Source organism: Enterobacter sp. RHBSTW-00318 (assembly GCF_014101375.1).
GTDB classification, from domain to species: Bacteria; Pseudomonadota; Gammaproteobacteria; order Enterobacterales; family Enterobacteriaceae; genus Enterobacter; species Enterobacter ludwigii.
In genome coordinates, this window is record NZ_JABXQH010000001.1 from 4,051,449 (window position 1) to 4,071,467 (window position 20,019).

Here is a 20,019-nt window from a genome sequence, read left to right on the forward strand (position 1 = left end):
CATCCATGAAAAACATGAAACTGGAGTGGAAAAGAGGTGACTGGGCGGCGTATTTCGGGTTGATGACCAACAACCTGACCAATTTGCTGACCATGATGGGGCTGCTCATTTTTGTCGTCGGCATCCCGAAGGAGATTGTTTATGGACGCATTGCGCCAGCCTTCGGGCTGGCGGTGCTGGTCGCGAGCGTCTGCTACGCGTGGTTTGGCCTGCAGATGGCGCGCCAGACCGGGCGTACGGATGTCACCGCGCTGCCGTCTGGCCCAAGCGCGCCGTCAATTTTCACCGTGACCTTTCTGGTGCTGATGCCGGTCTACCAGCAAACCGGTGATGCGGATTTCGCTATCCAGATTGGTCTGGTGTGGTGCTTCGTGGAGGCGATGATTCTGGCGGGCGGTTCGTTCCTGGGGGAAACCATCCGCAAGATGATCCCGCGTACCGTCCTGCTGTCGTGCCTGTCCGGGCTGGGCCTGCTGCTGCTGGCGATGAACCCGATGCTGCAGGCGTTTGAGGCGCCTACCGTGTCGTTCATCGTGCTGCTGCTGATCTTTATTAACTGGTTTGGTAAAAAGCCGATCTTCGCCAAAATCCCAACCGGCCTGCTCTTGCTGATTGCCGGTACCGCGCTGGCGTGGATCTCCGGTCTGCAAAGCCCGGAGGCCATCAAAGCCTCGATGTCGTCGTTTGGCTTTAACCCGCCGGAAGTGCATGTCGACAGCTTTATGCAGGGACTGCCGCACGCATTACCGTACCTGGCCTCTGCCGTCCCGCTGGGTCTGGCGAACTACATTTTTGACCTGGAAAACATCGAAAGCGCCCACGCGGCGGGGGATGAGTACCCGACCCGCAAGGTGATGCTGGCAAACGGGCTGGCCTCCATGCTCGGGTGTCTGATGGGTAACCCGTTCCCGGTGACGGTTTACGTCGGCCACGCGGGCTGGAAAGCGATGGGGGCCAGCATTGGTTACACGCTGGCCTCCGGTGTGACCATGTTTATCGTGCCGCTGTTCGGGCTGGGGGCGTTTATGCTCGCCATCATACCGATGACCGCCATCGTGCCGATTCTGGTGTTTATCGGGGTGGTGACCGCCAACCAGGTAGTAAGGGAAACGCCCAAAGTGGAGGTTCCCGTGATCTTCATCTGCCTGTTCCCGTGGATCGCCAACTGGGCGCTGACCATGATGAACAGCGTGATGGGCGCGGCGGGGACCAGTGCGGCGAAAATTGGCACCGACGTGCTGCACAGCAAAGGGATCTACTACCAGGGACTGGTGCATCTGGGTAACGGCGCACCGCTCGCCAGCATGCTGTGGGGCTGCATCGCTATCTTCGCCATCATCAACAAACCGCTGCGCGGAGCCGTGGCCGCCGCCGTTGGGGCGTTGCTGGCGCTGTTCGGCGTGATCCACGCGCCAGTGGTTGGCTTTGCTGAAGGCAGTTCGCTGATGTTTGTCACGGCCTACCTGATGATGGGGGGCATGTTTGTGGTGAAGCATTTTCTTGATAGCCGCGACGTGGTGAGCGCGGCAGCGCCGGTTTCGGAGTCCTGATAATGGCTGATGTCCTCACCCCGCACCATTTCAAAGGAAACACTATGAAAGAGCTCATGGTCGTCGCCATTGGCGGCAACAGCATTATCAAAGATAACGCCAGTCAGTCCATTGAACACCAGTCACAGGCCGTGAAATTGGTTGCAGAGTCAGTGCTGGAGATGCTGGCGTCTGACTATGACATCGTGCTCACTCACGGTAACGGCCCCCAGGTGGGGCTGGATCTGCGCCGCGCTGAAATTGCTCACGAGCGGGAAGGACTACCCCTCACGCCGCTGGCAAACTGCGTGGCGGATACCCAGGGCGGTATCGGCTACCTGATCCAGCAGGCACTCAATAACCGCATGGCCGCCCACGGCGAGCAAAAAGCGGTCACGGTCGTCACGCAGGTGGAAGTGGATAAACACGATCCGGGTTTCGCCCATCCCACCAAACCTATCGGCGCGTTTTTCAGTGAGACGCAGCGTGATGCGCTCCAGCGTGCCCATCCTGACTGGCATTTTGTTGAAGACGCCGGGCGCGGTTATCGCCGGGTGGTGGCCTCACCGCAGCCGCTGCGTATCGTTGAAGCGGAGGCTATCAAGACCCTGACGCAAAAAGGCTTTGTGGTGATCGGGGCGGGCGGTGGTGGTATTCCGGTGGTGCGCACAGCGCAGGGGGATTACCAGAGCGTCGATGCGGTGATTGATAAGGATCTCTCGACCGCGCTGCTGGCCCGCGAGATCCATGCCGACGTGCTGGTGATCACCACCGGGGTGGAGAAAGTGTGCATCAACTTTGGTAAGCCAGACCAGCAGGCGCTGGATACGGTGAATGTGGCGCAGATGAAACGCTACGTGGCGGAGGGGCACTTCCCGGCGGGCAGCATGCTGCCGAAAATCGTCGCCTCGCTGGCGTTTCTGAACGACGGCGGCAAGCGCGTGATCATCACCTCGCCGGACTGCCTGCCTGCGGCGCTGAGCGGTGAGACCGGTACCCACATTGTGAATGCGTAAGTAAAAGGAAGAGAAGATGAGTGAGAATAAAAGCCGACGCGAGTTTATTAGCCAGAGCGGCAAAATGGTTACCGCCTGCGCCCTGTTTGGCACCACTGGCTCCGTCGCGTATGCTGCAGAGACTGCGAAACCACGTTGTGAGACAGGCAAACCGATGAACATTACCGCCAGACACTACTACCTGGATAACGTGCTGCTGGAGGCCGGGTTCAACGTTGACGGCGGCGTGGCGATAAGCACCCGCACCGAACTGAAAACACTCGAAATTAATGACGGCAAAATTGTCGCCCTGCGTGATAACAAAAGCCATGCCGATGCCACGCTGCCACACTATGATGCAGGCAGTAAGCTGATGCTGCCGGCGATGCGCGACATGCATATCCACCTGGATAAAACCTTTTACGGTGGTCCCTGGCATTCCCTTAACCGCCCGGCGGGCACGACCATTCAGGACATGATCCGTCTTGAACAAAAATTGCTGCCAGAGTTACAGCCCTACACGCAGGAGCGTGCGGAAAAGCTTATCGATCTGATCCAGTCGAAAGGCTCCACCCTCGCCCGCAGCCACTGCAATATTGAGCCGACATCTGGCCTGAAGAATCTGGAAAATCTCCAGGCCGTCTTAGCGCGCCGCAAGCCGGGGTTTGACTGTGAAATTGTCGCCTTCCCGCAGCACGGCTTGCTGTTGTCGCACTCCGAAACGCTGATGCGCGAGGCCATGCAGGCTGGCGCGCACTACGTGGGCGGTCTGGATCCGACTAACGTGGACGGTGCGATGGAAAAATCCCTCGACACGATGTTCCAGATTGCGCTGGATTATGACAAAGGGGTGGACATCCACCTGCATGAAACCAGCCCGGCAGGCGTCGCGGCGGTGAACTACATGGTAGAGACCGTGGAGAAAACGCCCGCGCTGAAGGGCAAACTGACCATCAGCCACGCCTTCGCGCTGGCCATGCTCAACGAGCAGCAGGTCGATGAAATCGCCACCCGTATGGCGGCGCAGCAGGTGACCATTGCCTCTACGGTGCCGATTGGCACCCTGCATATGCCGCTGAAGCAACTCCGTGACAAGGGGGTGTTCGTCATGACCGGCACCGACAGCGTCATTGACCACTGGTCGCCGTATGGGCTGGGCGATATGCTGGAAAAAGCCAATCTTTACGCCCAGCTCTATATTCGCCCGAATGAACAGACGCTCTCCCGCGCGCTGGGTATCGCCACCGGTGATGTGCTGCCGTTGAACGACAAAGGCGAGCGCGTGTGGCCAAAAGCGCAGGACGATGCCAGCTTTGTGCTGGTGGACGCTTCCTGTTCCGCCGAGGCCGTGGCGCGGATTTCACCGCGTACCGCGACCTTCCATAAGGGCCATCTTGTGTGGGGCACCGTCTCCTGACGCCACGTCGGGGTATTGCTACAGGTGATACCCCGACAGACGCAGCTCGCGATCAATCCATTCAACAAACTGCTGGATCTTCCAGGTGCGCTCGTTCATGTGCGGCATCACCAGATGATGCGCATTAATGGCGATCCCCGTTTCATCTGGTAGCACCTGCACCAGGGAGCCATCGTTCAGGTGATCGGTGGCCATCATCTTGCTTTCCAGAATAAATCCCAGCCCCATGCGCGCGGCTTCAAAGCTCATGTAAGAACGATCAAAACTCAGGCTGAAGTTGAGCCAGGGGCGGTCGATATTGTGCCAGGCAAACCATTTTTCCCAGTTGACCAGGGTGCTGGTCGACGAGATAAGCGCCTGTGAAAGCAGGTCCTGCGGCGTGTTGACGGGATGTGCACGCAGATATGCCGGTGAGGCCAGCACCACCAGCGCATCGTTTTTAATGGTCATGACCCTGTAAGCGTCCCAGTCCGGGATGCCGTGGCGAATATCAATATCGATGTTATCGCGTGCAAACTGCAGGTTCTCATAGGAGCAGGAAAGATTGACCGTAATATCCGGGTATTCACTGCGAAATTTGCCGAGCCGGCGCAATAACCACGTCAGGCCAAACGTTGGTGAAGAGTGAACGCGCAATACCGGATTATCGGCCTCTTTCATCACCTGTTCGGTTGCACGGCCGATGGCGCTCATCGCTGCGGAGACGTCGCGCAGATATTTTTCCCCCGTCGGGGTCAGGGTCACGCCTTTGCCGCTGCGGATAAATAACTTCTTCCCCATCCAGGATTCCAGCGAGGCGATCTGATGACTGACGGCTGACGCGGTGACGTTAAGCTGTTCGGCCGCCAGATGGATACTGAGAGAGTTGGCCACGGCGATAAAGGACTGAATATTTCGCAGCGAGGGTATGGGGAGGGTCTGGCGATCCTGCGCGGGCATGGCCCACTCCTTTTAAACGAGACAATTTTAAAAAACATAACATTGCGGCATCGCGTCAGCAATTTTTACCCGGCTGAATGGATTAAACATGATCCTGTTCACAGTGTTTTATCGATGAATATTGATGAGGGTTACATTTTATTTTTATGACCTGCATCGCGTATCAAATTTATCTCAGCAATAAATGAGTTTTATTGAATGGTGTTTCGTTCGATAGCCGATATATTGACGTTGAACGCATAAATAAAACGACTCACGTTGTTCGAATAATGAGGTAAAACATGTCTCGTATAGAACAAGTTGCCCCCTACATAGCGACAAAGAAAACCAATTACCGTTTCGTTGTGCTGGCATTAATTTTTATTGTGTATGCCATTAACTATGCCGACCGAACAAATATTGGTGCTGTACTTCCTTTTATCATCGACGAGTTTCATATCAATAATTTCGAAGCCGGTGCGATCGCCAGTATGTTCTTTTTGGGATACGCCCTGAGCCAAATACCGGCGGGCTTTTTTATCGCCAAAAAGGGCATTCGCGGGATGGTGGCGCTGTCGATATTTGGCTTCTCGGCGTTTACCTGGTTGATGGGGACTGCGACCTCAGTGCTGGGCCTGAAGTTTATCCGCCTCGGGCTGGGGTTAACCGAGGGGCCATGCCCGGTGGGGTTGGCATCAACGATCAATAACTGGTTTCCACCAAAAGAGAAGGCCATGGCGACCGGCGTCTATATCGCTGCCACCATGTTTGCCCCCATCCTGGTGCCGCCGCTGGCAGTGTGGATTGCCATGACATGGGGCTGGCGCTGGGTCTTTTTCTCTTTTGCCATTCCGGGGCTGGTCATTGCTGTCCTGTGGTATTTACTGGTACGTACCCGGCCTTCCGAGAGCCCTTTCGTGTCAAAGGGCGAACTGGAGACCATTACCGCAGGTCAGGCGACACCGGATGCCAGACGGGAAAATATCGTGATTTCCCCCGGCTTCTCCCGCCTTGACCGTCTGATCCGCGTACGGGATCTGTCGCCCATCAGCACGGTAAAAGGTCTGTTCACATCGAAAAATATTCTCGGTGACTGTGTGGCCTACTTCATGATGGTCAGCGTGCTGTATGGCCTGCTGACCTGGATACCGCTTTATCTGGTGAAAGAAAAAGGCTTTACGTTCATGAGCATGGGCCTCGTCGCGAGTATGCCGTGTATCGGCGGTTTTATCGGCGCGATTTTTGGCGGCTATGTCTCCGATAAATGGCTCGGGCGCAGGCGTAAACCGACCATGATGTTTACAGCCATCAGCACCGTACTGATGATGGTCATCATGCTGAATATCCCGCAAAGCACCGTTGCGGTTTGTGTCGGCCTCTTTTTTGTTGGTCTCTGTCTGAATATAGGCTGGCCCGCCTTCACCGCTTATGGAATGGCCGTTGCGGACAGCAAAACGTATCCCATCGCCGCATCAATTATTAATAGCGGCGGTAATCTCGGCGGATTTGTTTCGCCGATGCTGGCAGGTTATCTGCTGGATAAAACTGGAAGCTTTAATTCTGTCTTTATTTATTTCGGTATTTGCGCAGCAATTGGATTAGTCATGATTATCTTGCTGGAAGAACCGAAATAATAAATAAAACCTCTCTTACAATACTGGAGAAATATATGCTTCTGAAAGATAAAGTCGCCGTGATTACCGGCGCGGCTTCTGTGCGCGGTTTGGGTTTCGCCACGGCAAAATTATATGCCGAGCAGGGCGCGAAAGTGGTCATTATTGATTTAGATGCCGAGGCCAGCCAGCGTGCGGCTGCATGTCTGGGTGAAGGGCATCTGGGGCTTGCGGCAAACGTCAGCAACGAGTTGCAGGTGAACGCAGCCATTGAGCAGGTTCTGGGTAAATATGGGCGCATCGACATTCTGGTGAATAACGCCGGGATAACCCAGCCGCTCAAACTGATGGATATTAAGCGCGACAATTACGATGCCGTACTGGATGTCAGCCTGCGCGGTACGCTGCTGATGTCCCAGGCGGTGATTCCCACTCTGCGCGCGCAGAAGTCCGGCAGCATTGTCTGTATCTCTTCAGTTTCGGCACAGCGCGGCGGCGGTATTTTTGGCGGCCCGCACTACAGCGCTGCAAAAGCCGGCGTGCTGGGACTAGCCAAAGCCATGGCCCGTGAGCTTGGGCCGGATAACGTGCGCGTGAACTGCATCACCCCGGGGCTTATCCAGACGGACATCACCGCTGGCAAGCTGAGCGATGAGATGAAAACCGCCATTCTGGCGGGTATTCCGCTCAACCGTCTTGGTGATGCACAGGATGTTGCCCGTGCCGCGCTGTTCCTGGGCAGCGATCTCTCTTCTTATTCCACCGGTATCACGCTCGACGTGAACGGCGGCATGCTGATCCATTAAGGGGAGACGAGAATGACGAATACGACAGTTCAACAGGTTGCCGCGGCCGCGTGGCGCATTCGCCGCTACGCGCTGCGAATGGGCGAAGTACAAGGTCAGGGCTATATCGGTCAGGCGCTGGGCTATGCCGACGTGCTGGCAACTGCGTTTGCGCACGGTATGACCTTCAGGGCTCAGGAGCCGGAGTGGGAAGGCCGCGACCGCTTCCTGCTCTCCCACGGACATTACGCCATTGCGTATTATGCGGCGCTGATCGAGGCGGGGATCGTTCCTGAAGAGGAACTTGAAACCTACGGCTCGGATGACAGCCGCCTGCCGATGTCCGGCATGGCAACGTATACACCCGGCATGGAGATCTCCGGCGGTTCTCTGGGGCAGGGACTCAGCATTGGTGTGGGAATGGCGCTGGGGCTGAAACATAAACAGAGCACGGCGTGGGTAATTAACTCCATGTCTGACGGTGAGCTGGACGAAGGTTCAACCTGGGAAGCCGCCATGTCAGCCGCGCATCATGGGCTCTCGAACCTGATTGTGCTGGTGGACATTAACCGGCAACAGGCGGACGGTAATTCACATAACATCCTCGGTTTTGAGCCGCTGGAAGATAAGTGGACCTCCTTTGGCTGGTATGTACAACGCGTTAACGGTAACGATATCCCCGCGCTGGTGTCGGCGTTTGATAATGCCAGACGCTATCCCGAACAACAGCCGCGCGTCATCTTGTGCGACACGCTGATGGGCAAGGGCGTGCCTTTCCTCGAGCAGCGTGACAAGAACCATTTTATTCGCGTGGATGCCGATGAGTGGCAACAGGCGCTCGCCGTGCTCGATGCGAATAAACCAGAAGGAGTCCTGTAATGAGCCAGCCCGTCGAAAATAAACCGCGTTTAACCACCTCCGCCATGATTGCCTCAATTGCAGAGGAAGGGCAGGAAACCCGGGCCGCGCCGTTTGGCCACGCGCTGGTGAAACTGGCGGCTCAGCGCCAGAACATTGTCGGCATGACGGCAGATTTATCGAAATATACCGACCTGCATATCTTTGCTCAGGCATACCCTGAACGTTTCTTCCAGATGGGAATGGCGGAACAGCTGTTAATGGGGGCGGCAGGTGGGATGGCTAAAGAGGGCTTTATTCCCTTTGCCACCACCTATGCCGTGTTCGCCACCCGCCGTGCCTACGATTTTATTCATCAGGTCATTGCTGAGGAACACCTCAACGTCAAGATTTGCGCCGCGCTGCCGGGGTTGACCACCGGCTACGGGCCAAGCCATCAGGCAACGGAAGATATTGCGATCATGCGCGGCATTCCGGGCATGACCATTATCGATCCTTGCGATGCGATTGACACCGAACAGGCGGTGCCTGCCATTGCCAGCCACGAAGGGCCGGTTTATATGCGTTTGTTACGCGGTAAGGTTCCGGTGGTGCTGGATCAGTACAATTACCGGTTTGAAATAGGCAAAGCCGCGCTGCTGGAAGAGGGCAGTGATGTGCTGATTATCGCCTCAGGGCTGATGACCATGCGCGCACTGGAGGCGGCAAAGCAGTTGCGCAAGGATAATGTCAGCGTGGCGGTACTTCACTCACCCACGATTAAGCCCCTGGATGAAGCGACCATTCTGGCGCAAGCCGCGAAACCCGGACGTCTGGTTATTGTGGCTGAAAACCACAGTAGCGTTGGCGGGCTTTGTGAAGCCGTGGCGTCGCTGTTGATGCGCCATCGCGTTAACGTCGACTTTGACACCGTTGCGTTGCCGGATGAGTTCCTTGATGCGGGTGCGCTACCGACCCTTCACGCGCGTTACGGGATTTCGACTGCCGCCATGGTGGAGAAGATCCGGCGCAGGCTCTGATTTTCAGACGGGTATGTTGTCAACGGGCGAGGGGTGTTTTACCCTCGCCTCTGTTGCGATAAAGGAGTCCGTCATGGCACAAAACATCTACGACAACCCGGCGTTTTTTGAAGGCTATGCCCGGCTACCGCGTTCGGTGCAGGGTCTGGACGGCGCACCGGAATGGCCTGCGCTGAAAAGCATGCTGCCACCGTTATCCGGCAAGTCAGTTATCGATCTTGGCTGCGGTTACGGTTGGTTCTGTCGCGCTGCACGCGCGCTGGGGGCGGCAGAAGTGACCGGCGTTGATCTCTCCGAAAAGATGCTCGCCCGGGCGGCTGAACTGACGGACGACGTGCAAATACAGTATCAGCGCAGCGATCTGGCATCTCTGGCGTTACCTGAGAACAGCGTTGATTTGATCTACAGTTCACTGGCGCTGCACTACCTGCCGGTGCTGGAGACCCTGTTTGAAAAAATCCGGCGGGCGCTTAAACCCGGCGGCAGCCTCGTCTTTTCAATGGAACATCCGATTTACACCTGCGCCTCACGTCAGGGCTGGCTGACCGACGATAACGGCGAGCGTTTCTGGGGCGTTAATCGCTATCAGGATGAGGGCGAGCGCGTCAGCAACTGGCTGGCGGACGGGGTGATCAAATATCACCGTACGCTCGGTACCACGCTCAATGCGCTTATTAAGGCGGGGCTGACAATAACGGAAGTGAACGAATGGGGACCAACGCAGGCACAAATTGATGCATGGCCCGCGCTGGCCGAAGAGGCGGAACGTCCGATGCTGGTCCTGATTTCTGCCGCTAAGGCTCAGTAACCCACTTTATACACTCGTCCATTCTGCACTCCTTCCACGCTGCGACGATAGGCCTGCGCCACCGTTGCGGCGGGAACACTTTCAAAGCCCGGGAAGAAGCCTTCGTACGCTTCCGCTGATTCGGTAAGTACCGTCGGGCTAATCAGGTTGATGCGGATCCCGCGCGGCAGTTCACAGGCCGCAGCGCGGACAAACCCTTCCAGAGCGGCGTTCACCGTGGTGGCATTCACCCCCTGAGCGATAGGCTCATGCGCCACGATCCCGCTTATCAGGGTGATGGAGCCGCCTTCATTGAGGTAATGCTGGCCGGTCAACGCCAGACGAACCTGTCCCAGCAGCTTATCCTGCAAGCCCTGGTTGAAATCGCTGTCTTTCATGGTCGCGAGCGGGCCGAAGTGCAGGCCGCCACTGGCAGAGACAATCGCATCCACCGCACCGATGTTTTCAAACAATGCCTGGACGCTTGCCTGAGAGGTGATATCCACCTGGTAGTCGCCCTGGGTGCGACCCACGCGGATCACGTCGTGGCGACGGCTCAGCTCTTCTGTTACCGCACGACCGACCGTACCGCTGGCACCAATAATCACGATTTTCATAGCTGACTCCTTAGGTTGTGAGCCTTCATTCTTTAATAAATCAAAACTCAGATAAACTGGGCTAAAGTTAGAGGATTGCTAACCAGGGGTTTGGAATATGGATAAGCTTCGCAGCATGGAGACCTTCATTGCTGTCGTTGAGAGCGGCAGTTTTACCGGCGCGGCAGGCCGGCTGGAGATGTCGGCGGTGATGGTGGGGAAGTACATTGCGTTGCTGGAGTCTCAGCTCGGCACCCGGCTGCTGGAGCGAAACACGCGGCGTCAAAGTCTGACGGACGCCGGGCGGGTCTATTTCGACGAGGCGAAGCGGGTGCTGGAGCAGGTCTCTATCGCCGAAAGCGCGGTTGAGCGACTGCGTGCCGCCCCAGCCGGGACCTTGCGGGTCACTGCGCCCACCTCGTTTGGGGGTTGTGTGATAGCCCCCCTCACGGCGACCTTTTTGCAGCGCTACCCGGACGTGCGCGTGGAGTTGGATCTGACCAACCGGATGGTGGATCTGGTGGATGAAGGGGTCGATCTGGCCATTCGCATTGGTGACATTCATAACGACGATCTGGTGGCGAAATACCTCTGCCCGTACCGAATGGTGATCTGCGCGGCCCCGGCGTATCTGGCGCGTTACGGCACGCCGCGAACGCCTGCCGATCTGGCGGATCATCTCTGCCTGTCACACACGGTGTGGACCGCGCGTAACGAATGGCGGCTGCCGGGGGTTGAAGGTGAGATGCGCTGGAAGCGCGATGCCATTCTGCGCTGCAACGATGGCTATGGGCTACGGATGGCGGCGAGAGCGGGGGCGGGATTATTACTGCAACCCGAAGTGCTGGTGGCAGAAGAGCTGGCGAGCGGCAGACTGGTGCAGGTACTGGAGAACTACACGCCTGCGCCACGACCGGTACATTTGCTGTGGCGCCAGGATTTACGTCCGCTACCCAAGCTCACGCAATTTGTCGCGCATATTCTGCAGGGCGCGGAATATTTCGGCCATGCAGTTGAAGAAAAGTAATTATCAAAGCCGCAGACTTATGCTACTAAGATTAGGCACATTATAAAAAAAGAAGGTAAGCAAAGAATGTCTGTGAATAAACTCGCCAGCAGCGCACAGGGCCTGCAATCATCTGCCATCCGTGAATTATTAAAACATAGCAAAATGGCCGGGGTGATTTCGCTGGGTGGCGGTATTCCTAACCCTGCACTGTTCGATCATGAAGGCCTGAAAATTGCCGCTGATGCCGTATTATCACAGCATTTTGGTGAAGCTTTTCAGTACGGTCTGACCGAAGGCATCCCGGGGCTGCGTGAAGAAATTAAGCTCATCTGTGAAGGCCGCGGGATCTCCTGCAAGGCCGATGACGTGGTCATTACGTCCGGTTCGCAACAATCTCTCGATGTGCTGGCGCGGGCGTTAATTAACCCGGGCGATACCGTCGTCGTCGAACGTCCAACGTATCTAGCGGCACTGCAGGTATTTGGTCTGGCACAGGCCAAATTTGAATCCGTGGGCACCGATGGCGACGGAATGAAAGTGGATGAACTTGAAGCACTGGTGGCGAATAAAACCATCAAGGCGGTTTATATTGTTCCGACATTTGGTAACCCGGGTGGGGTAACGCTTTCTGAGGTGCGTCGTAAACAGCTGGTGGAATTATCGAAGCGCTATGACTTCGTTATTATCGAAGACGATCCGTACAGTGAAATTAATTATACCGATGAAGTGTTCCGCCCGTTAATTGCCCATGCCAAAGATATCGGCAATGAAGAGAACGTCGTCTATACCTCGACCTTCTCCAAAATCCTCGCGCCGGGCACTCGTGTGGGCTGGGTGCTGGTACCGGAGTGGCTGAAACGCGCGGTGGTTAATCTCAAGCAAACCACCGATCTGCACACCAGCACGCTGTCACAGCTGATGACCTACGAGTACCTGAAAACCGGTCGTCTGGCCGATCAGATTAAAATGATCCGTGAAGCCTACCGCCAGAAATACCAGACCTTTGCAAATGAACTGGAGGCGGAACTGGGTGATGTCATGTCGTTCCATAAGCCGAAGGGCGGAATGTTCCTGTGGGCCAAAATGAACAATGGCATCAACACCACGCGCTGGCTGGAAAAAACGTTAAGCAACGGTGTGGTTTTTGTGCCGGGTGAGTTCTTCTATTGCAATGAGCCAGACCATACGACGCTGCGCATGTCGTTTGTCACGCCAACCGATGAAGAGCTGAAAGAGGCGGTTCGTCGCCTGAAAAAATCGCTGTAACAGACCTGCGCATAATGGCACCTGTGCTGTTATGCGCATTACTTGTGCAGTGCGGCCAGCGCCGCAAGCGTTCATGGTGAATCCCATGTTTGAATTTCTGATCGGTATCCTCACGCACACCCCCGTCTGGGTGTGGGTTCTGTTTATCTTCCTTATCTCACGCGGCCTCAATGCCCGTAAGCCTGCCACCGTTACGCTGGAAAGGCTGGCCATCATTCCTGCCATCTTTCTTATCTGGGATATCTACGATCTGTTGGTCTATCGCGATCTTACTCTCGCGACGGTGGCCCTTTGGGTTGCGGGGATTGTGGCGGGCGCGGCGCTGGGGTATGTGCTGATTAAGCAGACGGTCATCACCCGCACCGACGCGCCGCGCACCCTTTATCGCCAGCCGGACTACACGGCACTGCCGTTTATGATGCTGGCATTTGGGGTGAAATACGTGCTGGGGGTGATGAACGCCCTCTCTCCCCAGACGTTGCAGCAGCCCGCCATGAGCGCGCTGGCGATAGTCTCCGGCGGGGTATTTGCCGGGGTGTTTATCGGGAAGTTTACGCGCTATGTGAGTGTGTATCTCAGCGGCGCACCGCAACCGGCTGAGTAACGTTAGCCCGTTGCATGGGCCAGCGCGCGAGCAGAAGCTTCACCGTTGGCTACTCGCGTGACTTCGTGGATCCGGCAGATTTTTCCTGCGCACAGCGTGGCAAACATATAAACCTCTATTTCAGCCTGATGGCCTTCGGGATACGTGACGGTCACGATATGCCGGTCAGCCAGCAGTGTGTCATGACACCCTATCTGTTCCACGCGGAAGGCGATATCGCGGATCTGCGAACGCACGTGCTCCAGGTGCTGAATAAAGCCAGAATAATCAAGAGAGTGACCGTCCGTGATCTGCTGATACTCTGGCGAAAAAACGTCTTTCGGATCAATCTCGCCTTTAAACAGGCGGGTCAGTAAACGGGACATTTCCTCACGCAAAATAGCATTGTCAGACTGGGTAATCAGGCGGGTGATGATGTTCATGGTGACTCCTCGTTGCGTTGAGCCGCCATTATCCTTGACAGACAGAGACTTAGTTTCTGTAATAAGCCAATGAATACCGATTTTCGGCCAAATAACGTGGTCAGCTTCGAGACACTTTTGCATCCAGGTGGATACCATACGCCGTGGCACAGCCATCAGGCCGGTCAGCTCTGGCGGATTACGACGGGTCTGCTGGTTGTCGAAACAGCGTCTGGGCGTTCGGTTGTACCGGCGCAACATATCGGCTGGATCCCGCCCGGTCAGGAGCATGCTGCCTTTTCCGGGAGTGCGATTGACGGTCGTGCGATCTATCTGGATCCCGCAGGGTGTGAAGCGCTGCCCGGTGAAACGACGCTTTTCGAACCCGACGAGCTCACCAGCGCGCTGTTTTCACGCTTAAACGCTGAAGGAAGCGGGTACGATCCGCGAAAGCTCACCCTGCTGCTGGATGAACTGGCGCGGGGCCGTCAGGTGCGCTATCTGCTGCCCATGCCAGCCGATCCCCGATTAAAGAAGGTAGCCAGCCATCTAATGCAACGTGTGGACGACAACCAGACGGTTGAGCACTATGCCTCCCTTGCGGGAATGAGCGTGCGGACATTCCACCGTCGGTTTAGCGCGGAAACGAGAATGAACGTTGTTAACTGGCGGCAACTTGCCCGCGTAATGCGGGCAATGGAGTGGCTGGCAGCAGGTAAACCGGTTGGCTGGATCGCGCTGTCGTGCGGCTACAACAGTATCAGCGCGTTTATTGAGGTTTTCAGGGCCTTTACCGGCAAAACGCCCGGGCAGTGGGCGCTTAAAGAAGCCCCTTCTGTGCGAAGGTAATGCGCGTGGCTTCGTTCAGATCCAGTGCTTTAATTGCTTCCGGGCGGACCCAGGCAACCTCCTGAAACTCGTCGTTAAACGTTACCTGCCGATTTGTGCTGATGCAGTCGAAAATCAGGTAAATCATATAAATCTCTTCCGTGGTGCCATCGGCATAGGTTTTCACCCGAATGTCATCGCGAAACGCCCAGGGTTTGACCTCCGTGATCTCCAGCACGTCGCCCAGCTCTTCGCGAATTTCACGGCGCAGCGCCTGCTCCATGGTTTCTCCCGGCTCCATCCCGCCGCCCGATAACGCCCACTGGCCGGGAAATACGCCGCGGTCATCGGCCATTTTGCACAGCAGATACGCCCCGTCGTTCTGAATGATGGGGCAGACAATAGTTCGTTGACGCATGGTTTCTTCCTGAAAAATGAGTTTGGGCTATTTTAACAGAAGGCGGAAAGGGAAAAGGTAAACGAGGTCAGACTTTCGCCGCTGGGTTAAGCGGTATTGTTGCGGGTTACGGATGCCATGACTCCGGCCCTCTTCCACGGGCAGAGGGCCGGACAAACAAACCGCCAGTGATTAGCGCTCTCGCAGCGCCTCTTTCGCCCGGTTGAACGGCTTGATCATGTAATCCAGTACCGTTTTCTCACCGGTTTTAATGTCCACCGTCGCAATCATCCCCGGCACGATTGAGAAGTGCCTGCCTGCTTTATTCACCAGGTAATCCTGGCTGGTGCGGATAAATACCCGGTAATAGAACACTTCCGGCTTGGCTTCGTCCTGAATAGTGTCCGGCGAAATGGTTTCAACCACGCCGTGCAGTCCGCCATAAATGGCGTAATCGTAGGCGGTGATTTTTACCAGCGCTTCCTGATTCGGGTGGATAAAGGCGATATCGCGCGGGGAGAGGCGGGTTTCGATCAGCAGGTGATCGTCCACCGGTACAATCTCCATCAGCTCGCCGTTAGGCGGGATGACGCCACCGATGGTGGTGACTTTGATGTTTTTCACGATCCCGCGCACCGGAGATTTCACCGTTAAGCGGGTCACTGAATCCTCGCGGCCTTTGAGGATCGCCGAGACCATATCCACTTCAGCGTTGGCCTTGGATAACGCCTCGCGGGCCTGAACATAGTACTGGGATCGCACGTCGGTGAGTTTCAGCTCCAGATCGCTTTTCTGCCGCTGCAGGCGCAGTACCTCCACGTGGCTGGCGGCGCCGGTTTTCACCAGACGCTGAGTGATCGCCAGCTCCTTATTCGCAAGATCCAATGCCGCACGCAGCTCCCGCTGGGTATCTTCCAGCTGCGCACGGCGTGAATTATAGAGCCGGGTTTCGGCAGCGGTCAGATCGGTCCACTTCGCCAGCGAAGGGGGAAATTTCAGCGGCAGATCGTTTACCTCGGCGTACAGTCGCACGCTGGAGGCCAGCGAGGCACGGTAGCGCGCCGCGCTTTCACCAACGTTAGATTCTGAACGCGTGGGATCGAGTCGCGCCAGCACTTGTCCGGCCTGCACCTGGTCACCCTCATGGACGTTCAGCTCGGTGAGGATCCCCCCGTCGAGCGACTGTAAAACCTGCTCGCGCGAACTGGGGATCACTTTGCCCGTGCCGGTTGAGACTTCATCCAGCACGCCAAACCACGCCCAGACGCCAAGTACCACGAACATCAGTAAAGAGAAGATAACAATCCGCCGCGCACCGGTGTAGCCGCTTTCGGAGTCGAGCGCATTGTCCAGGTCGTCCATTGCGGCGACGTCACGCTGACTGATTTTCATTTTTCCACTCCCGTCCGGTTGCTGCCTGCTGCTGCTGTTGCTGCATGCGGCTGTTGTTCAGCGCCTGCGCTTTCGGCGCGTCCATCACCAGCATTCCCTCTTTGAGCACCACGACCCGCTCCACCAGTTCCAGCACCGGCACGCGATGCGTGGCGACAATCAGGGTGCGGTTGCCAAGCCAGGCGCTCAGACGCTGGATAAATTCCCGCTCGGTGTGCTCATCGAGCGACGCAGTCGGTTCATCCATCAGCACAATATTGGGGTCGCGAAGCAGCATGCGCGCCAGCAGAATGGATTGCCGCTGGCCGCCGGATAACCCCACGCCGTTCTCCATAATTGGGTAGTCCAGACCCTTCGGCAGTTTCTGCACAAAGCCCGCAGCGCCGGTTAACTCCAGCACCTCGAAAATCTCCTCATCGGTGGCGCGCGGCATGCCGAGGGTGATGTTTTCGCGCAGGGTGCCGTAAAAGAGCCGGGCGTTCTGGGTCATAAAGCCGACGTTGCGCCGGACATCGGCGACATCGAGGTGCGGGAGGCTGAAGTTATCGAGCCGCAATTCACCGCCGGCGAGATCCATTCCGCCCGCCATCGCCTGCAGCAGGGTCGATTTTCCGGCGCCGTTACGCCCGAGGATCGCCACTTTTTCACCTGGCTTAATCTCCAGACGGTTAATGCGCAGGGCCATGCGCGGATCTTCCGGGTGATAGCGGAACTGTGCCTGCTCGAAAAGATAGTGACCGCGCAGTACATCCTGGCGGATCGGCGTCTCCTCACGCTGGTTTTCTGTGGGGAGCTGCATGATGCTGTCCAGTCCCTCTTTCGCCGCTTTGACCTGCTGCCAGCGCGCCAGCACGCCGCACAGGGTGGCCATCGGAGCGATCATGCGCGAGGCCAGCATTGAGGCGGCGACCACCGAACCGGTCGTCAGCGTGCCGTCGATCACCATCGGCGCACCGACCACGATCACCCCGGCATAGACCAGGCTCTGAATCGTCATTCCCCAGCTGATCAGGTTCTGGGTCAGTTCACGGGTGCGCAGGCCAGATTCAGCGGTGATCTGGATGTAGCTGTTCCACTGCTGCAAAAAGCGGTTTTCCGCCTGCATCAGCTTTATGTCCTCCAGCCCCTGCACGCTCTCCACCAGCACGGCATTGCGCAGGGTGGATTCGTGCGCCGACTGCTTCGCGAGCTCTGCCAGCTTTTTCTGCAGCAGCAGACCGGGCAGGACCATGATCACCGCGGCGACCGGTGCGATCCACGCCAGTTGGGGAGCGATGATTGCCAGCACCACCACGAACAGGAAAAAGAAGGGCAGATCGACAATTGTGGAGATGGTGGAGGAGGTGACCATCTCGCGGATCTGCTCCAGCTCGCGTAGCTGGGAGATAAAGCTGCCGGTCGAGCGAGGGATGGCGCTGTTGCGCAGCCGCAGGGCGTGACCGAAGACCCGATCCGATACGCGCAGATCGGAGCGTTTACCCAGCAGATCCATAATGTGCCCGCGTGCCACGCGCAGCACAAAGCCAAACAGGGTGGCGATCAGCACGCCGATAGTCAGGACATACAGCGTCGGGTAGGACTGCGCGGGGATCACCCGGTCATACACCTGCATGGAAAAGACAATCCCCGACAGGGACAGGACGTTAATGAACAGCGCGGCGAGCATCACCCAGCTGTAGGGGCGCAAGTCGCGCATTACCAGCCGGTAAAGCCAGTCCGGACGGTATTTCGAAATATAGGCATCCACGCGGCTGTCTTTCAGCGCGGCCAGTGGGCGCAGGGCAATGACGTGGCGGATGGCGGGCAGCATGGCGGTCATCGAAAGCCGGTTGGTGTAGGTCTGATCGTCGAAAAAGCTGACCTCCAGCGTATCGTCGCCATCGAAATGTTCGATCACGCCGATCCTGCCGTCGTTCATTGCCGCCACGACCGGCAGACGCCAGCTGTTGATCGCCTGCTGATCCGCCGTCAGCAGCTGAAACGACAGCCCTGCTTCACGGGCCAGCTGAGTCAGTGCAGGCACCATCGGTTTGCCTTTTAGCCACGGCGCGCCCGCGAGCAGCGCACCGGGGGAGCAGGCGACGCGGTAGCGCGTGGCGACAAAACCAAAGGCCTGCGCCCACTGCGCCAGGGCCTCATCCGTCATGGTCTCACCTTGCGGGATATCGCGTTGCTTCATGGCTGGATCTCCACGGTCTGGATGGTGCGGTTATCAAGATCGAACGCGTGACGCAATTGCCCGGTGTTATAGAGGCAGTTGAGCTGCAGCTGGTGCAACTGTCCGAGGGTCTGCTGCTGGGTAAAACGCGCCTGATAGACCTCCTGCTCGGCGTTAAGCACATCGAGCAGCGGGCGCGAACCCAGATCGAGATATTGCTGCTGATAGAGTTCACGGGTGCGGGCGCTGAGCGCCTCCTGACGGCCCTGAATCTGCAGCGTGCTCAGCAGGCTTAATACCTGGCTGCGCGACTCCAGCAGTTTCTGGCGTACCTCGAGGCGGGTACGCTGAATGGTGGACTGTGCGGCTTCTACCGCGTGGCCTGCGGCGTTACGCCGGGCGGTGAGGCCGCCGCCCTGATAGAGCGGCATCTGCACTTTCACCCATGCAGAGTATTGGGTGCGATCCCGCGTTTCGTTACCCGCATAGCGTTCGTTCAGGTAGTGGCGCACCTCCGGCTCCAGCGAGACGGTCGGTGTCATCTGGGCGTCGGCGTAGTCGAGATTGGCCTGGGCGACGTTAGCCTGCGCCCAGGCGGCTAATACTGCCGGGACCAGACGATCGTCCGGCTCGGCAATGTCGCAGCTGCGGGCCAGCTTTTGTGGAAAATCGTTGCTGATCGTGTTGAGGGTGTTCCAGCCAAGGAAGCTCATCAACGTGGCACGGGCGCTGTCGAGGCTGGCCTGGTACTGCATCAGCTGGGCGCGCGCGCCTTCGATACGTGCATCGGTCTGCACTACGTCAGAGAGTGAGGTGGCCCCTTCGTCATTACGCTGGCGGGTGAGGGTACCAATCGAAGAGAGCGCCTCAAGCTGCTCTTTGGCGGTGTCGACCATTTGCTGCCAGGTTTGCACCTGCACCATCGCGATGGCGGTATCGTGAGCGATGGTGTCGATGCTGACCAGCACGTTGGCCTGCTGCTGGGCGACGCCGGCACTTTCCGCACGCACTTGGCTTGCCACCTTGCCAAAGTCGTACAGCATTTGTGAGAGGGAGAGCACCAGCGACGGAGTAAAGCCATTATCGTCGCCGTCGTGGGTATAACCGTTATCCATGCCGGCATTAATTTGCGGATAGTATTTCGATTTGGCGACGTCCACCTCTTCGCTTTGTTGGTAGAGTTTCCCCACGGCTTCACTGATGGCCGGGTGCCAGGTGACGGCGCGGTTGACGGCTTCGCCAAGCTGCAGCGTGCCGGGGGCAGCCTTGCCGACGACAGGTGCCACGCGGCCATTCAGAGAGGGGAGTTCCTGCGTTTCACGGAGTTGTCCGGTATTGATCATCGCCGCCGGCGTCGCGGAGAGGGCGGGCACAGATATCAGGCAGCACGAGAGCCACCAGTAAGGCATCTTCATTCCCATGTCTTATCCCTAATAAAAATGTACTG

The 20,019-nt window shown here is 57.2% G+C and carries 19 protein-coding genes; 12 read left to right on the top strand and 7 right to left on the bottom strand.

Translation table 11 applies throughout. The features are described 5' to 3' along the window. Window positions 1-5 precede the first annotated feature (5 nt). The 3 genes from HV157_RS20040 to HV157_RS20050 are packed head-to-tail and all read left to right on the top strand — an operon-like array spanning window position 6 to window position 3,941. Complete coding sequence (locus HV157_RS20040; RefSeq protein ID WP_047742219.1) at window positions 6-1,550, top strand: hypothetical protein; 1,545 nt, start codon at window positions 6-8, stop codon at window positions 1,548-1,550. A 44-nt stretch (window positions 1,551-1,594) separates the two neighbouring features. After that, window positions 1,595-2,545, top strand: a complete 951-nt coding sequence (locus tag HV157_RS20045) for a carbamate kinase family protein (protein ID WP_182268865.1) — start codon at window positions 1,595-1,597, stop codon at window positions 2,543-2,545. Between the two features lie 16 nt (window positions 2,546-2,561). Further along, complete coding sequence (locus HV157_RS20050) at window positions 2,562-3,941, top strand: amidohydrolase family protein (RefSeq protein WP_182268866.1); 1,380 nt, start codon at window positions 2,562-2,564, stop codon at window positions 3,939-3,941. A gap of 18 nt (window positions 3,942-3,959) precedes the next feature. Here HV157_RS20050 and HV157_RS20055 read toward each other — a convergent pair whose 3' ends face one another. Then, window positions 3,960-4,880, bottom strand: coding sequence for a LysR substrate-binding domain-containing protein (locus HV157_RS20055; RefSeq protein ID WP_020883878.1), 921 nt, complete (start codon window positions 4,878-4,880; stop codon window positions 3,960-3,962). Between the two features lie 281 nt (window positions 4,881-5,161). On the opposite strand from HV157_RS20055, the gene HV157_RS20060 reads away from it, so the two are divergent. The 5 genes from HV157_RS20060 (at window position 5,162) to HV157_RS20080 (ending at window position 9,942) form a co-directional block, all read left to right on the top strand. Continuing rightward, window positions 5,162-6,493, top strand: coding sequence for an MFS transporter (locus HV157_RS20060; RefSeq protein WP_182268867.1), 1,332 nt, complete (start codon window positions 5,162-5,164; stop codon window positions 6,491-6,493). Window positions 6,494-6,528: 35 nt separating this feature from the next. Next, window positions 6,529-7,278: a glucose 1-dehydrogenase gene (locus HV157_RS20065; protein ID WP_014171297.1), complete on the top strand. Its 750-nt coding sequence runs from the start codon at window positions 6,529-6,531 to the stop codon at window positions 7,276-7,278. Between the two features lie 12 nt (window positions 7,279-7,290). After that, on the top strand, window positions 7,291-8,136 hold the full coding sequence (locus HV157_RS20070; RefSeq protein WP_020883879.1) for a transketolase: 846 nt from the start codon (window positions 7,291-7,293) through the stop codon (window positions 8,134-8,136). After that, window positions 8,136-9,134, top strand: coding sequence for a transketolase family protein (locus tag HV157_RS20075; protein ID WP_182268868.1), 999 nt, complete (start codon window positions 8,136-8,138; stop codon window positions 9,132-9,134). The genes HV157_RS20070 and HV157_RS20075 overlap by 1 nt, the downstream gene beginning before the upstream one ends. Window positions 9,135-9,207: 73 nt before the next feature. Further along, the gene (locus tag HV157_RS20080) at window positions 9,208-9,942 is read left to right on the top strand and encodes a class I SAM-dependent methyltransferase (protein WP_182268869.1); all 735 of its coding nucleotides are present in this window, start codon (window positions 9,208-9,210) and stop codon (window positions 9,940-9,942) included. Here HV157_RS20080 and HV157_RS20085 read toward each other — a convergent pair. Further along, window positions 9,936-10,538, bottom strand: coding sequence for a short chain dehydrogenase (locus HV157_RS20085; protein ID WP_025203409.1), 603 nt, complete (start codon window positions 10,536-10,538; stop codon window positions 9,936-9,938). The two genes, HV157_RS20080 and HV157_RS20085, sit on opposite strands and share 7 nt — an antisense overlap. Before the next feature lie 97 nt (window positions 10,539-10,635). Between HV157_RS20085 and HV157_RS20090 the strand changes: the two genes are divergently transcribed. The 3 genes from HV157_RS20090 (at window position 10,636) to HV157_RS20100 (ending at window position 13,396) form a co-directional block, all read left to right on the top strand. After that, on the top strand, window positions 10,636-11,544 hold the full coding sequence (locus HV157_RS20090; RefSeq protein ID WP_032678815.1) for a LysR family transcriptional regulator: 909 nt from the start codon (window positions 10,636-10,638) through the stop codon (window positions 11,542-11,544). A 66-nt stretch (window positions 11,545-11,610) separates the two neighbouring features. After that, window positions 11,611-12,792 carry a PLP-dependent aminotransferase family protein gene (locus tag HV157_RS20095; RefSeq protein ID WP_182268870.1) on the top strand — a complete coding sequence of 394 codons (1,182 nt, stop codon included), beginning with the start codon at window positions 11,611-11,613 and terminating at the stop codon, window positions 12,790-12,792. 85 nt (window positions 12,793-12,877) lie between these two features. Next, window positions 12,878-13,396, top strand: coding sequence for a DUF6622 family protein (locus HV157_RS20100; RefSeq protein ID WP_182268871.1), 519 nt, complete (start codon window positions 12,878-12,880; stop codon window positions 13,394-13,396). Window positions 13,397-13,398: 2 nt separating this feature from the next. Here the strand turns inward: HV157_RS20100 and HV157_RS20105 are convergent, their stop codons facing one another. Continuing rightward, on the bottom strand, window positions 13,399-13,818 hold the full coding sequence (locus HV157_RS20105; protein ID WP_160890554.1) for a nuclear transport factor 2 family protein: 420 nt from the start codon (window positions 13,816-13,818) through the stop codon (window positions 13,399-13,401). Window positions 13,819-13,887: 69 nt separating this feature from the next. On the opposite strand from HV157_RS20105, the gene HV157_RS20110 reads away from it, so the two are divergent. Continuing rightward, window positions 13,888-14,646, top strand: a complete 759-nt coding sequence (locus tag HV157_RS20110) for a helix-turn-helix transcriptional regulator (RefSeq protein WP_181012593.1) — start codon at window positions 13,888-13,890, stop codon at window positions 14,644-14,646. On the opposite strand, the gene nudI is transcribed toward HV157_RS20110, so the two are convergent. The 4 genes from nudI to HV157_RS20130 form a co-directional block, all read right to left on the bottom strand. Further along, window positions 14,618-15,043, bottom strand: coding sequence for a nucleoside triphosphatase NudI (nudI, locus tag HV157_RS20115; RefSeq protein ID WP_063925506.1), 426 nt, complete (start codon window positions 15,041-15,043; stop codon window positions 14,618-14,620). The two genes, HV157_RS20110 and nudI, sit on opposite strands and share 29 nt — an antisense overlap. Window positions 15,044-15,214: 171 nt before the next feature. Beyond that, a complete protein-coding gene (locus tag HV157_RS20120; RefSeq protein ID WP_086462978.1) occupies window positions 15,215-16,384 on the bottom strand; it encodes an HlyD family efflux transporter periplasmic adaptor subunit in 1,170 nt (389 codons plus the stop codon). A 10-nt stretch (window positions 16,385-16,394) separates the two neighbouring features. Beyond that, the gene (locus tag HV157_RS20125; protein ID WP_047356649.1) at window positions 16,395-18,593 is read right to left on the bottom strand and encodes a type I secretion system permease/ATPase; all 2,199 of its coding nucleotides are present in this window, start codon (window positions 18,591-18,593) and stop codon (window positions 16,395-16,397) included. Continuing rightward, window positions 18,590-19,993 carry a TolC family outer membrane protein gene (locus HV157_RS20130; protein ID WP_014171284.1) on the bottom strand — a complete coding sequence of 468 codons (1,404 nt, stop codon included), beginning with the start codon at window positions 19,991-19,993 and terminating at the stop codon, window positions 18,590-18,592. The genes HV157_RS20125 and HV157_RS20130 overlap by 4 nt, the downstream gene beginning before the upstream one ends. Window positions 19,994-20,019 lie beyond the last annotated feature (26 nt).

Bases quoted from the DNA above. Each gene is read 5' to 3' on its own strand.
- HV157_RS20095 (WP_182268870.1), top strand. From the start codon at position 11,611: ATGTCTGTGAATAAACTCGCCAGCAGCGCACAGGGCCTGCAATCATCT.
- HV157_RS20130 (WP_014171284.1), bottom strand. From the start codon at position 19,993: ATGGGAATGAAGATGCCTTACTGGTGGCTCTCGTGCTGCCTGATATCT.
- HV157_RS20120 (WP_086462978.1), bottom strand. From the start codon at position 16,384: ATGGACGACCTGGACAATGCGCTCGACTCCGAAAGCGGCTACACCGGT.
- nudI (WP_063925506.1), bottom strand. From the start codon at position 15,043: ATGCGTCAACGAACTATTGTCTGCCCCATCATTCAGAACGACGGGGCG.
- HV157_RS20080 (WP_182268869.1), top strand. From the start codon at position 9,208: ATGGCACAAAACATCTACGACAACCCGGCGTTTTTTGAAGGCTATGCC.
- HV157_RS20105 (WP_160890554.1), bottom strand. From the start codon at position 13,818: ATGAACATCATCACCCGCCTGATTACCCAGTCTGACAATGCTATTTTG.
- HV157_RS20055 (WP_020883878.1), bottom strand. From the start codon at position 4,880: ATGCCCGCGCAGGATCGCCAGACCCTCCCCATACCCTCGCTGCGAAAT.
- HV157_RS20060 (WP_182268867.1), top strand. From the start codon at position 5,162: ATGTCTCGTATAGAACAAGTTGCCCCCTACATAGCGACAAAGAAAACC.
- HV157_RS20125 (WP_047356649.1), bottom strand. From the start codon at position 18,593: ATGAAGCAACGCGATATCCCGCAAGGTGAGACCATGACGGATGAGGCC.
- HV157_RS20110 (WP_181012593.1), top strand. From the start codon at position 13,888: ATGAATACCGATTTTCGGCCAAATAACGTGGTCAGCTTCGAGACACTT.
- HV157_RS20065 (WP_014171297.1), top strand. From the start codon at position 6,529: ATGCTTCTGAAAGATAAAGTCGCCGTGATTACCGGCGCGGCTTCTGTG.
- HV157_RS20040 (WP_047742219.1), top strand. From the start codon at position 6: ATGAAAAACATGAAACTGGAGTGGAAAAGAGGTGACTGGGCGGCGTAT.
- HV157_RS20085 (WP_025203409.1), bottom strand. From the start codon at position 10,538: ATGAAAATCGTGATTATTGGTGCCAGCGGTACGGTCGGTCGTGCGGTA.
- HV157_RS20050 (WP_182268866.1), top strand. From the start codon at position 2,562: ATGAGTGAGAATAAAAGCCGACGCGAGTTTATTAGCCAGAGCGGCAAA.
- HV157_RS20090 (WP_032678815.1), top strand. From the start codon at position 10,636: ATGGATAAGCTTCGCAGCATGGAGACCTTCATTGCTGTCGTTGAGAGC.
- HV157_RS20075 (WP_182268868.1), top strand. From the start codon at position 8,136: ATGAGCCAGCCCGTCGAAAATAAACCGCGTTTAACCACCTCCGCCATG.
- HV157_RS20070 (WP_020883879.1), top strand. From the start codon at position 7,291: ATGACGAATACGACAGTTCAACAGGTTGCCGCGGCCGCGTGGCGCATT.
- HV157_RS20045 (WP_182268865.1), top strand. From the start codon at position 1,595: ATGAAAGAGCTCATGGTCGTCGCCATTGGCGGCAACAGCATTATCAAA.
- HV157_RS20100 (WP_182268871.1), top strand. From the start codon at position 12,878: ATGTTTGAATTTCTGATCGGTATCCTCACGCACACCCCCGTCTGGGTG.